Annotated in this window: 5 protein-coding genes; all 5 read right to left on the bottom strand. The window is 61.9% G+C overall.

Annotated features, from left to right (window positions below):
• From OCY70_RS04530 to OCY70_RS04510, 5 genes are read right to left on the bottom strand one after another with little or no spacing between them, the layout of a single operon-like run.
• Positions 1–4,689 carry a type I polyketide synthase gene (locus tag OCY70_RS04530; RefSeq protein ID WP_261944725.1) on the bottom strand — a complete coding sequence of 1,563 codons (4,689 nt, stop codon included), beginning with the start codon at positions 4,687–4,689 and terminating at the stop codon, positions 1–3.
• Positions 4,682–7,306: a non-ribosomal peptide synthetase gene (locus OCY70_RS04525; protein ID WP_213426679.1), complete on the bottom strand. Its 2,625-nt coding sequence runs from the start codon at positions 7,304–7,306 to the stop codon at positions 4,682–4,684. Before OCY70_RS04525 ends, OCY70_RS04530 begins: the two co-directional genes overlap by 8 nt.
• A gap of 32 nt (positions 7,307–7,338) precedes the next feature.
• Positions 7,339–16,548, bottom strand: a complete 9,210-nt coding sequence (locus OCY70_RS04520) for a non-ribosomal peptide synthetase/type I polyketide synthase (protein ID WP_213426678.1) — start codon at positions 16,546–16,548, stop codon at positions 7,339–7,341.
• A 4-nt stretch (positions 16,549–16,552) separates the two neighbouring features.
• The gene (locus tag OCY70_RS04515) at positions 16,553–17,734 is read right to left on the bottom strand and encodes an acyl-CoA dehydrogenase family protein (protein ID WP_213426677.1); all 1,182 of its coding nucleotides are present in this window, start codon (positions 17,732–17,734) and stop codon (positions 16,553–16,555) included.
• 3 nt (positions 17,735–17,737) lie between these two features.
• Positions 17,738–17,989, bottom strand: a complete 252-nt coding sequence (locus OCY70_RS04510) for an acyl carrier protein (RefSeq protein ID WP_006675303.1) — start codon at positions 17,987–17,989, stop codon at positions 17,738–17,740.

Below are 17,989 nucleotides of genomic sequence, written 5' to 3'. Positions count from 1 at the left end.
TCACGTTCTCTCCCGCTTTTGAAGCCGCTGCTTCAACCGATTTTTGCCGTCATGTATCCGCTCGGAACGATCCGCCGTCTCTTCCGGCGGCACCGTCTCCTTGTGCGCCGCCCGCCGAAGCGATTCTGCCAATGAATAAATGGTCGGATGGCTGAACATGTCAACGACCGCCACTTCCCGTCCCAGCGCGCGCTGCAGCTTCGTATTCATTTGAATGATATCGAGGGAAGTAGCGCCGAGCTCAAAAAAGTTGTCGTGCAGGCCGACCTGATCGAGGCCAAGATAATTCCGCCACAGGTCCGCCATCGTCTGTTCCAGCTCGTCCTCCGGCGGAGCATATGCCGTGCCGACCTCGGGACGGGCGGCTTGCGGGCCGGTTCCGTCCCGCTGCTTATCCATCAGCGAGTGCAGTGACGATGCGCGCGCGGTATGCACCCGCAGCGGCAAATCCGTCGTCGAGACCAGCACTTGCGGCCGGCGGCATGCCAACGCTTGCCGGAAGACCTCCACTCCTTCTTCCGGCATCAGCCGCGTCAGCTTATCCGGACCCTGAGCCCGCACGCCCGCCTGCGCCGTAATCGCCGCGATCTCTTGCTCGGCTGCCGCGGCCATGCCGACGGTCTGCCAGCCGTCCCAAGCAATGGCGACGACAGGCGTGCCGCCCTGCGCCCGCTTGCGGCATGCGTACGCGTCGAGATACGCATTGGCCGCGCAATAGCCGGCTTGCCCGACGCCGCCCAGCGCGGCGGTCAGAGAAGAGCACAGCACCAGGAAATCAAGCCGCATGCCGGCCAGCCCCAGCACCCGTTCGAGCACCCGATCCAGCACCCGCGTGCCGTTCACCTTGGCTGCCAGGGCGCGTTCATCCATCTCCCGCGTCCGCCGTTGAATCAGCGCTCCGTCGGATACTCCCGCCGCGTGGATCACGCCATGAATCGCGCCGAAGCGGGCTACGGCCTCGGCTGCGACCTGCTCCATCCGCGCCTCGTCGCACACATCCGACTTGCAGACAAGCACCTCGGAGCCGTACCTCTCGAGTTCATCCAGTGCGCCGCGCTTGGCCGCTCCTTCGCCGTCCAGTCCCGAACGGCCCACCAGAATCAGCTTCGCCTGCACTGTCTTGGCCAAATGTTCCGCCAACGTCAAGCCAATGCCGCCAAGCCCTCCCGTGATCAAGTACACCCCGTGCTTCCGCAGGCCGGTATCGGCTGCGGGCGCCGGCAGCCGGGCGTATTTTTGCACCCAGCGGTGCGCCCCGCGGTAAGCGACGAACAGGTCGTCGGAAGGGGCGGCAATCTCCGCGTGCAAGCGCTCGACCAGGGCTTGCTGCCGCTCCGGCTCGCTCTGCCGGAGCGAATCCGCGATATCGATGCTGCGGCAGCACACATGGCCGTACTCTTGCGGAATGACCAGGCAAGCGCCAATCGCCGCCGCTTGTTCCGGCTGCAGCCGCTCGTCGCCTGTCACTTCCTGCATATGGGAGGTCACGACCGCAAGGTGCAGCTCCTCTTGAATTCCGCAAGATCCAATGGCCCGCGCGAGCGCGAGGAGACTGTAATAACCTCTATCCAACGCCCGGTCTTCATCGGAAGGAATCGGCGCATCCGCTTCCCCGGCCTCCGCCGCGAGCCACGCGTGAATGATTCGGCCAGGCGGTCTCCCGGCTTCCGTCAGCGTCCGCAGCAGACGCTCATAATGCTCCGGTTCCCCGGGATCAATCCGGTATGCCCAGTCATTCAATGGCGAGAATGAATCCGAAGGGTGCACGGCGACGACATTGCGGCCGGCTTCCCGCATGCGGTCAATCAACCGCGGGATGATCCCGTCCTCCGGCGAGAAGACGACCCAGAGGCTTCCTGAACGCTCAGAGCCCGTCTCTTCCTGTAAAAACGATCGTTCCCACACCGGAGCGTACAGCCACTCGCGGACCGTGTTCCGTTTGGCGAACCCGGCGCTGTCCTGCGGGCGCGAATCCGGGTTCCGCTTGCGCGTGAGCCCCTGCTTCAGAACATCGATCTCGAACGGCGGATCGACCCAATAACGGCGGCGTTCGAACGGATAGGTCGGCAGAGCCGTCCGCTTGCGCCGCTCTCCCGCATGGAACGCTCTCCAATCCGGCCGGGCTCCTTCCAGCCACAGCCGTCCCACCTGCTGCAGCAAATATTCGTCGTCGCGCGCTTGCTCCTTCGGATGCCGGACGAGATTGACGGCCGCGTGGCGCGGGGGCTTGTCGGGATGCCGGCGCACGAATGCGCTTAGCGCGTTGCCCGGACCCGCTTCCACGAACACGGCCTTGCCGTCCCGGAGCAGCTCGCGGAGACCGTCCGCAAAACGGACGGTGCCGCGCAAATGCCGGACCCAATACTCCGGCTCGACGGCTTCCTCCGCCGTGATCCAGGTTCCGCTTACATTTGAAATATAAGGAATGGCCGGCGCACGGAGCGTCATTTCCCTGACCTTCCGGCGGAACGGCTCCATGATCGGCTCCATCATCGCCGAATGAAAGGCATGGGAGGTGTGCAGCCTCGAGCAGGCATGCCCCGCTTCGGCAAGCTGCCGTTCCAGCCGGTCAATCTCGTCATGCGGTCCCGATGCGACGCACAGCGCCGCTCCGTTCACCGCCGCGATCGAGACGCCGTCAGCGAGAAGCGGCTTCAGCTCTTGCTCCGGCAACGGCACGCTGAGCATCGCTCCCGGCGGCATGCCGTGCATCAGTCTCCCCCGCAGCGCGACCAGCTCCAGCGCTTCTTCCAGCGTCATCACTCCCGCCAGGCACGCGGCCACATATTCGCCGGCGCTATGGCCGATCAAGGCGCTCGGCTTCAAGCCCCATTTCATCAGGAGCTGCGCCAACGCATAGGAGAAAATAAATAGGATCGGCTGGGTCACGTCGGTCTGCTTCATGCGCTCGGCGCACCCGGCGGCCGCATCATTCCCGGCCGGATACAGCAATTCCTTCAGATCCGCGTCCAGCAGCGGACGGACGATATCGCAGCACCGGTCCACCGCCTCGCGGAAGTCCGGCTCCCGCTTATAGAGGTCAAGCCCCATGTTGACGTACTGCGCGCCTTGACCGGGAAACATGAACACCAGCCGGGCCTGGTCGTTGTCGCAGCTCCGGCTGTGAACCCGCTCCGGGGGCAAGGTCTCCAGCAATTCCCTCGCTTCCTCCGCGGAGGAGCAGACGAACATGCGCCGATGCCGGAACGCCCGCCGGCCGATCTGCAGCGTGTAGGCCACATCGGACAGCGGGAGGCCCGGATGCTCCCGCAAATGGGCGCACAGGCGGGCCGTGGCTTGCTCCAGTCCGGATTCCGTCTTGGCGGACAACAGCACGAGCTGCGCCGCTCTCCCCTCGTCTCCGTCCGGCTGCGGCGGGGCTTCCTCAAGCACGACATGGATATTGGTTCCGCCGATGCCGAATGAGCTGACGCCGGCCCGCAGCGGATAGAGCTCGTTCGTCCACGGAATCAGCTCCGTATTGACGATGAACGGGCTGTTCGCAAAATCGATTTTGGGATTGGGCGTCTCGAAATGCAGGCTCGGCGGAAGCTGCTTGTGATGCAGGGCCAGCACGGTCTTGATGAACGCCGCGACACCGGCGGCGCTGTTCAAATGGCCGATGTTCGTCTTGACGGATCCGATGCGGCAAAACCCTGTTTTCTCCGTCTGAAAAGCCAGCTTCAACGCCTCGATCTCGACCGGATCGCCGAGCGCGGTGCCCGTGCCGTGAGCTTCCACATAGCTGATGCTCTCCGGCGCGATCCGGCCCATGCGCTGCGCCGCCCGAATAACCTCCGCCTGGCCCTCGATGCTGGGAGCGGAGAATCCCACCTTGCGCGTGCCGTCATTGTTGGACGCCGAGCCCTTGATGACCGCATAGATGCAGTCGCCGTCGGCGATGGCCTGCTTCAGCGGCTTGAGCACGACGATTCCCGCCCCTTCTCCGCCGACAGTCCCCTTCGCTTTGGCGTCAAACGCCCGGCAATGCCCGTCCGGCGAACTGACCATCCCTTCTTCATACAGATAGCCTTCCGTGCGGGGAACCGTCACGGTCACTCCGCCGGCCAACGCCATTCTGCACTCGCCCGTCAGCAGCGCCCGGCAGGCCATATGGATCGCCAGCAGCGAAGTGGAGCAGGCGGAATCGACGTTCACGCTCGGGCCTTTCAAATTCAGCTTGTGAGAAATTCGCGTGCTCAAAAAATCTTTGTCCGATAAAGCCAGCGCCGCGAATTGCTCGGCCGTGCTCTCGCTGCGCGACAGCATGGCCACCAGCTGCCAGTAAATGCTGGCCGAAGCGCCGGCGAACAGCCCGATGGCGCCGTTCGTCTGCTCGGGATCGCAGCCTGCATGCTCCAGCGCCTCCCAAGCGCATTCATGGAAGATGCGAAGCTGCGGATCGATGACCTCCGCCTCGCGCGGCGAATAATCGAAAAAGTCGGAATCAAACCATTCCGCATCAGGCACAACCGCCTTCGCTTTCACATATCGCGGGTGGCGGATCAGCTCGGAATCGACACCGGCCGCCTCAAGCTCTTCATCGGAAAAGAAGCGGACCGACTCTTTCCCGCTTTTCAGATTGTCCCAATATTCCTCTATATTCCGCGCGCCGGGAAATCGCCCCGCCATGCCGATCACGGCAATTTCGAGTCCGGTCGCCGCTTGGGTCTGTTGGCTCTTAGTCATCGTGCGCCCCCTCCAAAATGAGCAGCGTCTGCTCCATCGTTGCAAATCCCGCATCTATTTCCTCGTTGTCCGCCATATCTTCCGGCCTTTGCGCTTCGCCGCTGTCCAACCGCTGCAGATAACCGCCGAGCGCCGCAATCGTCGTGTACTGGAACATCACGGGCACGGGGATTTCCCGGCCGAACGCTTCTGTCAGCTTGTTGACCACCTGCACGAGTTGGAACGAGTTCCCGCCCAGATCGAAAAAGGTATCCTGTACCCCGGCCTTGTCCTCGCGAATGGACAATACTTCGGCCCAGATTCGGACCAGCATGTTCTCGATGTCGCCGCGCGGCGCGACATATTCCTTGCCGGTATGAACGAGCTCCTTCGGGTTGGGCAAAGCCTTGGCATCCAGTTTCCCGTTCGCCGTCACGGGGAGCCGCTCCAGGCGGACAAAATAGGACGGAATCATATAAGCCGGCAGCTGCGGGGCCAAATAGTCCCGCAGCTCGGCCGCGGACAAGCCGGCCGGGCCGGTATAGTACGCGCAAAGCATGTTTTGGCCGTTCTCGTCCTCCCGGACCCGGATCGCCGCCTCGCGGACCTCCTCGTGCGCGCGAAGCAGCATTTCGATCTCCCCGGGCTCGATGCGGTACCCCCGCACCTTCACCTGATCATCCTGGCGGCCGCAGTACTCCAGCATGCCGCCGGGGAGCCAGCGCCCCAGATCGCCCGTCCGGTACAGACGCTCCCCGGGAACGAACGGATGGGGCACGAACCTCTCCGCCGTCAGCTCCGGCCGGCCGAGATAGCCGCGGGCCAAGCCTGCGCCCGCGACGCATATTTCGCCCGGCACGCCCGGCGGGAGCAGTTGAAGGTCGCGATCGAGCACATACACTCGCGTATTGTCGATCGGCCGTCCGATCGGGATGCCGCCTTCTTCCGTCTTGATTTCGGCGAATGTGGTCACCACCGTATTCTCGGTCGGCCCGTAATTGTTGAAGAGCCGGAAGCTCCCCGGCGCGTATCGCTTCAAACGGTCTCCGCCCGTTAACAATATCCGCAGCGTCTCCGCTCTCCGATCCGGCAGTTCCATGAACTGCTCGCACATCATGGTCGGCAGGAAGGCGATCGTAATGCCCTGCTCCGCAAAAAAGCCGTTCAGCTTGCGCGCATCCAGCCGGATGTCCGCAGGCACGATATGAATGGCCGCTCCCGCCAACAGATACGGGAACACCTCCCATACCGAAGCGTCGAAGCCGAATCCGGCGTATTTGATGCTGCGGTCGGATGGCGTCACCCCGAAGGCGCGATTATGCCAGCACGCCAGATTGACGAGCGAGCGATGCTCGATCATGACGCCCTTCGGCTGTCCGGTTGAGCCTGACGTGTAGATGACGTAAGCCAGCGCTTCGGGATCGGCCGCCGTCCCGTTCTCCGTCTCCCCGGCGAACAGCTCCGCCTCATCGAGGCACAGCGCTTCGCGGCTGGCCGTTCTTCCGGCCAAAGGCCGCTGCGTCAGCACCACGCGCGCGCCGCTGTCCTCCAGCATGAAGGCGATGCGCTCGTCGGGGTAATCCGGATCTATCGGCAAAAAAGCGCCTCCGGCCTTCAATGCGGCCAGCATGCCGACCATCATGTCGGCGGAAGGGGCGAGCAGCAGGCCGACGATCTCGCCCGCCTCCACTCCGGCCGCCCGCAGCCTCCGCGCCAATTGGTTGGCCTTTGCGTTCAGCTCGCCATACGTCAGCCGTTCTTCCTGGCTGACGACGGCCGGAGCGTCCGGCGTGCGCGCCGCCTGTTCCTCGAACAAGCGGTGCGCGGCCTGTTCCCGCGGATAGTCGGACGAGCCTCCGGCCAATGGGCCGAGAAGCCGCTCCTCCTCCCCCGGCAGCAGAACAGGGATGCTCCGCAGCGGCTGATCGGGATTCGCCAGCGCCTCCCGCAGCAGGAGCGTGTAACGGGAAGCGAGGCTTGCCATGGTGCCGCTGCGGTATAGCCGCGCATTATATTGGATTGCGCCGTCAATCCCGTCCTCCGTCCTGCGGAAGCGGAACAATGTCTTCCATTTCACGTCCCGGAAATACCGTTCATCGTGAATATTGTCCAGCAGCAAGGCCGTCTCGAACAGCGGATGGGCGAGCGGATCGTCAGCCGGAAGGCCCAATTGCCAGGCTGCGAGCTCCATCGGATAGCTCTGATGCTCAACGGCTCCCACTATCGTCTCCTGCATTTGAAGCAGACATTGCCTGAACGAGAAGGAGCCATCCAGCTTCGCCCGCAGCGGAAGCACGGCATTGATGAATTCGGCTTCCTCCCGCTGCCTGTAAATCGGAGTCCCGATGACGACGTCGCTCCGGTTCGCCAATTTGGCCAGCAAGGCCGCGAGCGCGGCGGATAACACGACATGCAGCTTCGAATCCGAACCGTTGCTTACTTGCAGCAAGCGGGCCGTCAGCTCCGGCGGCAGGCACAACGGGGCGTCTTCCGCCTGCATTCCGGTTCCGCGCGCATCGTCGCAAGGAAAGCCGCTCTTGTCGTATTCTCCGGATAAGGCGGCCAGCCAATATTCCCGCTCCTTGCTTTTTTGGGAAGCGGCCACCGCCAATCTGTCCAATCGATTTGCCAACCCCATCGCCATACCTCCCTTATTTTCGCGTAATCCGTTCATAATCCGAATTCCCCCTGGGCGCCGGCGAGGAATACCGCTTCCGGCTCGGCCAGATGATGCGCAATCTCTATCTCCCTGACCTTCTTGTCCGGATGGGCCAGCACGTCAGACACGATATCCTGCAGGTATGCGGCAAAACGCTCGATCGTGTCGCGCTGAAACAAGCGGGTGCTGTATTCGAACTTGAACGCCAACCGGTCTCCGTCCTCTTCCGCGATGAGCGACAAGTCGAAATGGGAGGCGTCATGAATGAACGGGAATGGCTTCAGCATCAAGCCGGGAACGCTCGTCTCCGGATTCTGCATGTTCTGCAAGGCAAACACGACATCGAAAATCGGATTGCGCCCCAGTTCGCGTTCCCTTCCCGCCTGCCGCACCATTTCCTCGAATTGGAAATCCTGATGAGCGAACGCGTCCAATGTCGTCGACCGCACGGCTTGAAGCAGATCGCGGAAGCTCATCTCTTCCTGCAGCCGGTTGCGCAGCGGAAGCATGTTGACGAACTTTCCGATAATAAGCTGCAGCGCTTGCTGCTTGCGGCCGACAACCGGGGTCCCGACCACGATGTCGTCCTGTCCGCACACTTTGGCCAGCAGCAGGTTGAAGATGGCGAGCAGGGCCATGAACAACGTCACGTCTTCCTGCAGGCAGAGCGACTTCAAGGCTTGGGTCCGCTCTGCATCCAGCTCGAACGGAACGAGGCTGCCGGCGAAGCTTCTCGTGTCCGGACGAGGATAGTCCGTGCGCAAGGACAGCCGCGGAGCGTCCTTCAGCCGCTCCAGCCAGAACGCCCCCTGCCGTTTCATCTCGTCCGTGTCCATCATCCGGTTTTGCCATTCGGAAAAATCTTTGTATTGCAGCGGAAGCTCGGGCAATTCGCGCCCGGCATACAGAGCCAGAAAGTCGTTGACGAAAATGTCCTGCGACAAGCCGTCGGAGACGATATGGTGCATATCCACCATCAACACATGCCGCTCTTCCCCGAGCTTGATCAGTCCGGCGCGCATCAGCGGCGCCCGGGTCAAGTCAAAGGAACGCACGAATGTCGTCACTGCGGCACGAATTCGGTCATCCGTCTTCTCCTCGCTGTCAAGGCTGCCGATCGGCGTGACGGCGGCGCTGTAGTCCTCGTATTCCAGCTCGATCGCGACGGCTTCGTTGATTTTCTGCATCGGCTTCCCGTTCACGATCTCGAACGATGTGCGCAAGCTTTCATGGCGCTCCACCAGCTGCCGCAGCGCCGCTTCCAGCCGCGTCCGGTCGAGCCGCCCTTCCAAGACGCCCGCGACGATTTCGTTGTACCCCGTATGCCCCTGCTCCATCTGCTGAATCAAATAGAGACGCTTCTGCGCCGAGGACAGCTCGTAATAGTCCCTCGCTTCGGCCGGTTCGATATCGTGATAAGCGCTCCGTTCCGCCCCGTCGATATAAGCGGATAACTGCTGAATCGTCGGCATATTGAAAAAAACGGGCAGGCCAATCTCGACGCTCAGCTCTTTGTGAATCGCGGAGACGACCGTTATCGCTTTGAGCGAGTCGCCGCCCAGCTCGAAAAAGTCGTCCTGCACGCCGATCCGGTCGATGCGGAAAAACTGCTCCCACATTGCGCACAGCTTCCGCTCCGTCTCCGTGGCAGGAGCCGCATATTCGCCGGAGAGCGCCGGCCGGGAGTAGTAGGAGCCGTCTCCTTGCCGGAATGCTTCCGGCTCCTCTTGCTGCCCCTCCCGTCTTACCCACTTGTCGATCCGCGCGCCCAGATCGCCGGTCGAGATGACGATCTGGCTCATGTCCCGCACCGGCAGCAAGCGCCGCAGCAGCTCGACGCCCTCGGCGGGCGCAATGAGCAGCTCGGAAATCGAAGCGCCCGCTTGCCCGCGAATCGTCTGATCCGTCTCGAGCTGCCAGCCGTCCCAGTTGACGCTCGTCCACGGCACCGGCTGGCGGCGGTTGCGATCATGCACAAAGGCGTCCATGAAATGGTTCGCCGCCGCGTAGGCGGAAAAGCCCAAGCCGCCGAGCATCGGAGATAATGACGACGCGAGCAGGCAGAAATCCAGATCTTTGCCTGCCAGGACCCGCTCCAGGACGAGCAGGCCATACATTTTCGCCCGGAAATGCTGCTCGCATAACGGCTCGTCCGTCTCCTCCAGCATCCGGAAGGCGGCATCTCCCGTCATCCCGGCCGCGTGAATCACCCCGTTCAAGGGGCCGAACGCCGCCTCGGCTTGCCGGATGGCCGCTTCCATTTGTCCTTGATCGGCGGCGTCCGCGGACAGCACGAGCACTTCCGCCCCCTGGGCTTCGAGCTGGCGCAGCTTGCCAATCTGGACGCTGACGGCCTCTTCCTTCCCATGGGCAGACACCCAAGCATCCCATTCCTCGCGGGGCGGGAACGGGGAGCGGCTGGTGAGCGCCAGCTTCGCCTGGACGCTTCTGGCGAGATAACCGCCAAGCGTATGGCCGATGTATCCTAGCCCGCCCGTAATCAAATAGACGCCGCCTGGACGCAGCCCCGGCGTCTGTGCTTCGGGCTCGCTTATTTTGAACGGCTCATAGTCGAGCACCCACCGCGCATTGTCGCGATAGGCTATCGCCAATTCGGTTCCGGCAGCGCCGAATTCCTCCAGCAGGCGGCCGATCAGCCTTTCCCGCTGCCAGCTCCCCGCTTCCGGCAAGACGATGTCGATGCTGCGGCACTGCATGTGCGGAAGCTCCTGCGGAATGACCCGGCACGGGCCGAGCACCGTCGCCTTCTCCGGATGCAGGACCGGCTCGCCCGCGATGGCATGCACGCTGTCGGTGAACACCCACATGCGCATTTCTTCCCGGACCTGCTGCCGCTTCAACGCTTTGGCCGTATACAGCACGCTGTAGAACCCGAGATCCTGCGCAGCCCGTATCGTTGTCAGGTCCGAACCGGATGGGCCAGATACGCCCCAGGCATGCAGTATCCGGTTCGGCAGCCGCCCGTCTGCTTGCAGTTCCGAGAACAGCTTCGCGTAATGCCCCTCGTTCCGGGGGTGAATCGTATATTCCATCGCTCCTTCTTGCTCAAACCGCTCTCCTGCCCGTACCGTGACGACACAGGCTCCCCGTTCGGAGAGATGCTTGGCGATATCCGCGGCCAATCCCGCGCCGTCGGCGAAGACAAGCCAGTTGCCGGCAGTGTCTCCCTTCAAGCTTGCGGCGGCGGAAGGCGCCTTTTTCCAGGTCGGCACATAGAACCAGTCGGCCATGTCGGCCTGTTTGCCCATTTTTCCGCTTGATGGGCGGCCCTTGCCCTGGCCCGTTCCCGGCGCCGCCAGCGCGCCCCCGGAAGCTTGAGGCCAATAGCGCTCCCGGGCGAACGGATAGGACGGCAAGGAGACAATGGCGCGGGCTTCTCCGTGGAACGCTTGCCAATCGATGGATTGGCCGTGCAGCCACAGCCTGCCGATCCGGTTGACCAGCAAGGCGCTGTCCGATCCGCCGCGCTGCGCCGGACGAACAAGGTTGAGAGCCTGTTGTTCGCGGCCGCCGCCGAGGTGGCGGCGCGCGAGCAGCGTTAAATCCTGGCCGGGACCGATCTCGACGAACAGGCTGCGCGGTTCTTGAACCAGCAGCGCCATGCCGTCGGCAAAGCGGACCGTATCCGTCATGTGCCGAATCCAATAATCCGGGTCAGCCGCTTCTTCCGCGGTGATCCAGGTGCCCGTGGTCGTGGAGACATACGGTATGGAAGGGGGATGCAAGCGCACTTGGCGCACGGCGGCGGCGAACGGTTCCTTCACCTCGTGCAGCAGCGAAGAATGCCCTGCCGTCGCCACCGGCAATCTCATGCACATGATTTTCTCCGCCTTCATGCTATGCTCGAACGCGGCGATATCTTCCTCCGAGCCCGACACAATGCATGACGGTCCGTTCACGACGGCCACCGACAAGGTGCCGTTGAGATGCAGCCTCAACGCCTGCTCGGGCAGCGGCACGCTGAGCATCGCCCCCGCCGGCGCCTGCTGCATCAGCTCCCCGCGCAAGATGATGAGCCGCATCGCATCTTCGAGAGACAGGACATCCGCGAGGCAGGCGGCCGTAAATTCGCCGAAGCTGTAGCCGATCATCGCTTCCGGCTTCACTCCCCACGCCATGACAAGCCGGGCCAGCGCATATTCAAACATGAACATGACCGGTTGAATATGCTTCGTCTGATTCAATTGAAGGGCTGCCGCTTCCGCGTCCCCGGACGGGTACAAGATGTCCTTCATCTCGCGGGCGGCAATGTCGCGGTACAGACGGAAGCAGCGATCCATCTCCGCGCGGAACACCGGCTCGTTCCGGTACAAGTCCGCTCCCATATTGACGTATTGCGAGCCTTGCCCGGAGAACATGAACACGACGGCGCTGCCCCCGTCCTCCGCGGCGAAGGTGATAACTTTCCGTTCATCGAAGCTGTTTCTGCCTTCAGCCGGCGTCAACGCCTCAATCGCTTCCTCGATCGTGCCGCAGGACAGGATGCGCCGATATTTGAAATGCCGGCGGCCGCGCTGCAGCGTGTACGCGACATCCGCGAGGCTGAGCTCGCGATGCTCCTGAAGATAGGCGCCCAGATTGGCCGTCATCGCATCCAGCGCAGCCGGCGTATGGGCCGACAGCGCCAGCAGTTGGCTCGGCCGCCCCGCCCCTGACGCTTCGCGCGCGGGAGCCTCCTCCAAAATGACGTGGGCATTCGTCCCGCCGATGCCGAAGGAGCTCACTCCGGCCCGCAGCGGCCCCGCCTCGTTCCGCCATTCGGCGAGCGCCGTATTCACGACGAACGGGCTGTTGGCGAAATCGATGTTCGGATTCGGCGTCTCAAAATGAAGGCTGGGCGGAATCCGCTTATGATGAAGCGCCAATGCCGTCTTCATCAAGCCGGCCACGCCCGCCGCGGCGTCGAGATGGCCGATGTTCGTTTTGACGGATCCGATGCGGCAAAAGCCGGTTCTATCCGACTGGAACGCCTTCGTCAGCGCTTCGATCTCGATCGGATCGCCCAGCGGCGTTCCCGATCCGTGCGCCTCCACGTACGTGATGCTGTCCGCCGGAATTTGCGCCGCTGCCAGCGCTCTCTTAATGACATCCATCTGGCCCTCCACGCTCGGCGCCGTATAACCGACCTTGCGGCTGCCGTCATTGTTGATGGCCGATCCTTTGATGACCGCGTAGATCCGGTCTCCGTCCTTCTTCGCGGCCTCCAGCGGCTTGAGCGCGACGAAGCCGACGCCGTCTCCGCCTATTGTGCCTTTCGCCTTGGCGTCGAAGGTGCGGCAGTGTCCATCCGGCGACTTGACCATGCCTTCCTGATAGAGGTATCCCGATTTATGAGGAAGCACGATGGACGCGCCGCCGGCCAGGGCCAGATCGCAATCGCCGCTGAGGATGGACTGGCATGCCACATGAACGGCCACCAGCGAGGTGGAGCAAGCCGTTTGCAAGCTGATCGCGGGCCCTTTCAAATTCAGCTTGTGGGAAATGCGAGTGCTGACCGTATAGGTATCGTTGAGCGAATCCACCTCGAACATGTCCGACAAGTTCCCGTGCAGCCGCTCGGACAGCTGCGACAACCAATGGAAGTTGTTCGTCACGCCGGCAAACAGGCCGATCGACCCGCCGAAGCGTTCCGGATCGCAGCCCGCGTCTTCCAGGGCATGCCAAGCGCATTCATGCAGCAGCCGGACCTGCGGATCCATAATGGCGGCCTGATCGGGAGTGTAGCCGAAGAAGGCAGGATCGAAGCGATCCATCTCATCCAGCACGCCTTTCGCCTTGACGAATTCCGGCCGCTGCAAAAGATCGCGGTCAAAGCCGTACTCGGCCAGCTCGTCATCCGTAAAGAACGAGATTGACTCCTGTCCCTGCTCCAGGTTGCTCCAGAATTCGGCGATGCTGCGCGCGCCGGGAAATCTGCCGGCCATTCCGATGACCGCGATGTCGCGGCTGCCTTCATTCCCTGGCCTTGCCGATCCGGCGATCGGCTGGGATCGTTGGGGCTGCGGGTCGCTCTCACGGCTGGCCGCTGCCTGATCGTTGGCCCGGCCCCTCGCCCCGCCGTCCGCTTCCCCCGCCAAATGGGCCGCCAACTCATGCACGGTCGGGTATTGGAACAGCGTGACGATAGGCACTTCACGCTTCAACTGCCTTTGCAGCTTGCTCTGGAGCTGAATCAGATTGATGGAGTTGCCTCCGACTTCAAAGTATTTATCGTGGATGCTTACGCTCTCCAGCTCAAGCACGGCCTGCCACGCTTCGGCAATGAGCCGCTCCAGCTCTGTCCGCGGCAACGCCGCCTCCCCGGCAGAGCGGGCGCGCTCCGCAGGAGCGGGCAGCGCCCTGCGGTCAAGCTTGCCATTCGGCGTCAGCGGAATATGCTCCAGCGGAACGAAATGGGACGGGATCATGTAATCCGGCAATTTGGCGGCCAGATAGTCCCGCAGCTCGGATACCGGCGCCTGCCCGGAAGCAACCACATACGCGCATAATTCCGTGTGACCGCCCCGCCGCAGCGCCGTTACCGCCGCTTCCTGAATCAATGGATGCCGAAGAAGCATCGTCTCGATTTCACCGATCTCGATGCGGTGGCCGCGAATCTTGACCTGCTGATCGATCCGCCCCATATATTCAAGGCTTCCGTCCTCCTGCCAACAGGCCATATCCCCCGTCCGGTACATCATGCCCCCGGGACGGAACGGATCCGGCAGGAATTTCTCCGCTGTCACCCCGGGCTGGTTCAAGTAGCCGAGCGCCACTCCGTCCCCGCCCACGACCAATTCGCCGGGAACGCCTATCGGCAGCAGGTTATCGTGGCGGTCCACAATATAGGCCGTGGAATTGCTGATCGGCGGACCAATCGGAATATGCTCGGCATATTCTCGATCGATTCGGAAGCAGGTCGAAATGACCGTATTCTCGGTCGGACCGTACGCGTTCCACATCGCGAGCCCCGGGCATGCCTGCCGGACGGCCTCGATGTGCTTCGGCGATAAGACATCGCCGCCGACAATAAGATGCCGCATGCCGGCAAACATCTGCGGCCGCTGCTGCGCCAACTGGTTGAAGAGCGCCGGCGTCAGCAGGGCGACCGAGATGTTCCGCGACCGCAAAAAGGCATCCAGTCTGGCGCCGTCAAGCAGTGTGTGCTTGTCGGCAATGTGCAGGCTTGCCCCATTCAGCAGCGCCCCGAACACCTCGAACGTGAGAGCGTCGAAGCCGATGGCCCCTGCCTGAAGCATGCAATCTCCCGCTTCCACCTGCACATAGCTCGTATTGCGGACTAGCCGCACGACATTGCGGTGGCCGACCTCCACGCCCTTGGGCGTACCGGTCGACCCCGAGGTGTACATCACGTAGGCCGGATGCTCCGGCCCGTTCACCGACGGCATGTCGGTTGCTTCGCCGCAGTCAAGCAGCGCTTCATTCAACAGCCATACCTTCATCTGTTCCGGCACAAGCGGCTCAAGACCGGCCGAAGCCAGTACTGTGCCTACCTTCCCGTCTTTCAGCATATAGGCGATCCGTTCGGCAGGATGAGCAGAGTCAAGCGGCAAATAGACGCCCCCCGCTTTGAGAATCCCGAAAATGCCGGCGATCATGTCGGCGGAGCGATTCGCCAACAATCCGACAATCTGGCCGCGTTCCAATCCATCCGCCCGCAGCGCGCGGGCAATCCGGTTGGCTTGTTCATTCAGCTCCCGGTAGGTGCAGGATCTCTGTTCATCCGTGACGGCCGTGCCTTCAGGCGCTAGCCGGACCTGTTCCTCGAACAATTCGTGAATGGTCTTCTCACGGGGATAGCTGGCGGTTGTCAGATTGAAATGCCGAATTTGTTCCCGCTCCTCCGCGGTAAGGATGCCGATATCCTGCAGTCTCGTTTCGTGGTAGGCCGTAACCTGAGTAGAGGTTTGAATGATTTGCTCGATGATGTAGAGATAATGACTAGCCAGCTTGGCCACCGAACGATGGGCCCGCTCGTTATAAGCGAAGGTCATCTCCAGTTCATCGGCCGCCGTAATGCGGACCGTCAGATCGAACTCGGTCTCTTCCTCGATATGGTGGGAAGCAATCGCAAGCGGCCCCTCGGCGCTGGTGACCGCCTTATCCAAAGGATAGTTCTCCACCACCAGCAGCGAATCGAACGGAACGCCTTCCGCCCGCATCCCGCCGTATCCCTTAATGTTCGTCAAGGAACTGCCCGCATGCTCCTCATGCGCTTGGATGGAACGGTTCACATCGGCCAGGAGATCGGGCAGGCCATGTTCGGGACCCGCCTTCATGCGGAGCGGCAGCGTGTTGATGAACAAGCCGACCATGTCCTCCATGCCGGGAATGCTTGTGCTGCGCCCGGATACGGTAATCCCGAACAATACGTCGTCGTTATTCGTATAATGCTGGAGCAAAATGCCCCAGGCGGCATAGAAAAGGGCCGCTTGCGTCACTTGCGCTGTCCGCACAAACCGGTGCAGATCCGCCACAAAGGTCCCGCTGCGCTTTTCCGTATGCACGGCGATAGACACCTTTTCCCCGCTTGCCCCGCCTCGGGATACCGGAATCGGCTTGGTCTGCAGCTCATGCAAATACCGGCTCCAGTAGCTCTCTTGCTTCTTCTTGTCCTGCTGCTGCAGCGACGCGACGAACTGCTTGAACGGCGGCTTGCGCCGCAGCTCCGGCTTCTTCCCTTGCGCCAGCATGCGATAGGCGTTCAGCCACTCCTTCAACAGAATGCCGGTGCTCCATCCGTCCAACAAAATATGGTGGAAGCTGATAAGCAGCGTATGGTTTCGTTCGGTCTGCTTGCACAGCGTCAGCCGGAATGGCACCTGATCCAGCCTGAACTTCTCCTGTTTGTCGGCGGCAACCCGCGCCGCGATCCGGCGCGCCCGGGCCTCCTCGTCCAGTTCGGAATCATTCTCGTAACGAATGACGGGCCGGTGCTGCTTCAGCACAATTTGTACGGGCTGATTCACCTCTTCCCACCGGAACAAGGTACGCAGCGCCTCGTTCGCCTGAACGACGCATGCCCACGATTGTTCGAACAGCGAGATGTCGATATCGCCGCTGATGCCCAATTCAATCAGCTCTACATACTGCGTCGTATCCGGGTCCTTCAAATATTGGAGCAGCATCCCTGACTGCATCGGGGTTAAGGCCATAATATCTTCAACATTGCTTTTATCCAGTTTTTGCGGCTCCTGCACGCCGTCACGCCTCCCTTCCCGCTTGAACTGCCCCCTGCTTCTTCACCGCGTACTTCCGCAGGCCGTATTGGGCAATGACCTGTTGTTGAATCTGGCTCGTGCCCTCGATAATCTCAAGCACCTTGGCTTCCCGGAACAACCGCTCCGCCGGGTAGTCGCTGCGGCAGCCGTTGCCGCCATGGATTTGCACGGTATCGTTCGTCACTTCCACCGCGACTTTCGATGTAAAATACTTGGCGATCGTCGTTTGGGTGATTGCGTCCTCCGCCCCGCTACGGCGCAGTTCCCCTGCGCTGAGACAGAGCGAGCGTGCGGCATGAACCTTGGTGACCGCATCCCCGATCATCCCTTTGACCAACTGGAAATGGTGCAGTTTCTCGCCGAATTGCGACCGCGACCGCGCATACGTCACCATCGCCTCCAGCGCTTCCGCCGCGATAGCCGCCCCCGCCCATGCAATGCTGTAACGGCCATGATCAAGAGCTGTGGAGACGATATAGGTAAAGCCTCCCCCTGCGTTGCCGAGCACGTTTTCAGCCGGAACCTCCACCTCATCGAAGTGAAGCTCGGCGATATGGACCCCGCGGTTGCCAAGCATGCCGCCCATCGGGACGGTGCGCACCCCCTCGCGATCGCGCTCGACGAGGAATGACGTGATGTGTCCGGCCGCATCTGCGGCGATGACGACAAAAAAATCGGCGATTGCCGCAAACGATATCCATTTCTTGCTGCCGTTCAATATGTACCGCGCGCCTTCTTTCCGGTAAGTCGTCTGCACGCTTTTGGCATCCGAGCCCACTTGCGGCTCGGACAGGGCAAACGCCCCCAGCTTCTCCGCCCGCGCCATCTGCGGCAGCCAGAGCCGTTTTTGCGCCTCGGTCCCGAACCTCAGCATCGTCTCTCCCAGCAGCGAGGTTTGCACGGTCAGCAGCGCCCTCGTGTTGCTGCACGCTTTTCCGATCTGCTCGGTAAGGAGTCCATATGCCACCGGATCCAGCCCCAAGCCGCCGTACTCCTCCGGCCAACTGGCCGCCAAATACCCGCGCTCGCCCATTTTGGCGATCAGGCTGCGGGGGAGCTCCCCGTTGGCGTCGATCTCTCCGGCCAGCGGCCGAATCTCCCGGGCAGCGAACTGTCTGGCCTCCTCCACGATTTGAGCGGCAGAAGAGCATGTGTGAGCATTCATCCTTTATACCTCCTGCATATGCTTTTCGATGAGCCGGACGATATTGTTGAGCGTGCTGAAATTGGCGATATCCAAATCCTCGTTCCCGACCGTAATCCCGAACTCCTGCTCGATGTAGCCAAGCAGCTTCATTGCGAATAAAGAATTGACAAAGCCCATTTGAAAAATATGATCGTCGTCGGAGAACACGGCTTCATCCTCGAATACAACCAGATTGCTTTCAATGAAATCGCGAATTTTTTGCTTGATTTCCAT

This window comes from Paenibacillus melissococcoides, assembly GCA_944800085.1.
GTDB classification, from domain to species: Bacteria; Bacillota; Bacilli; order Paenibacillales; family Paenibacillaceae; genus Paenibacillus_B; species Paenibacillus_B melissococcoides.
The sequence above is the reverse complement of the archived record's forward strand: the minus strand, read 5'-3'. Positions and strand labels throughout refer to the sequence as shown.

Coding starts and splice junctions, on each gene's coding strand:
- OCY70_RS04530 (WP_261944725.1), bottom strand. CDS start 4,689: ATGACTAAGAGCCAACAGACCCAAGCGGCGACCGGACTCGAAATTGCC.
- OCY70_RS04525 (WP_213426679.1), bottom strand. CDS start 7,306: ATGGGGTTGGCAAATCGATTGGACAGATTGGCGGTGGCCGCTTCCCAA.
- OCY70_RS04515 (WP_213426677.1), bottom strand. CDS start 17,734: ATGAATGCTCACACATGCTCTTCTGCCGCTCAAATCGTGGAGGAGGCC.
- OCY70_RS04510 (WP_006675303.1), bottom strand. CDS start 17,989: ATGGAAATCAAGCAAAAAATTCGCGATTTCATTGAAAGCAATCTGGTT.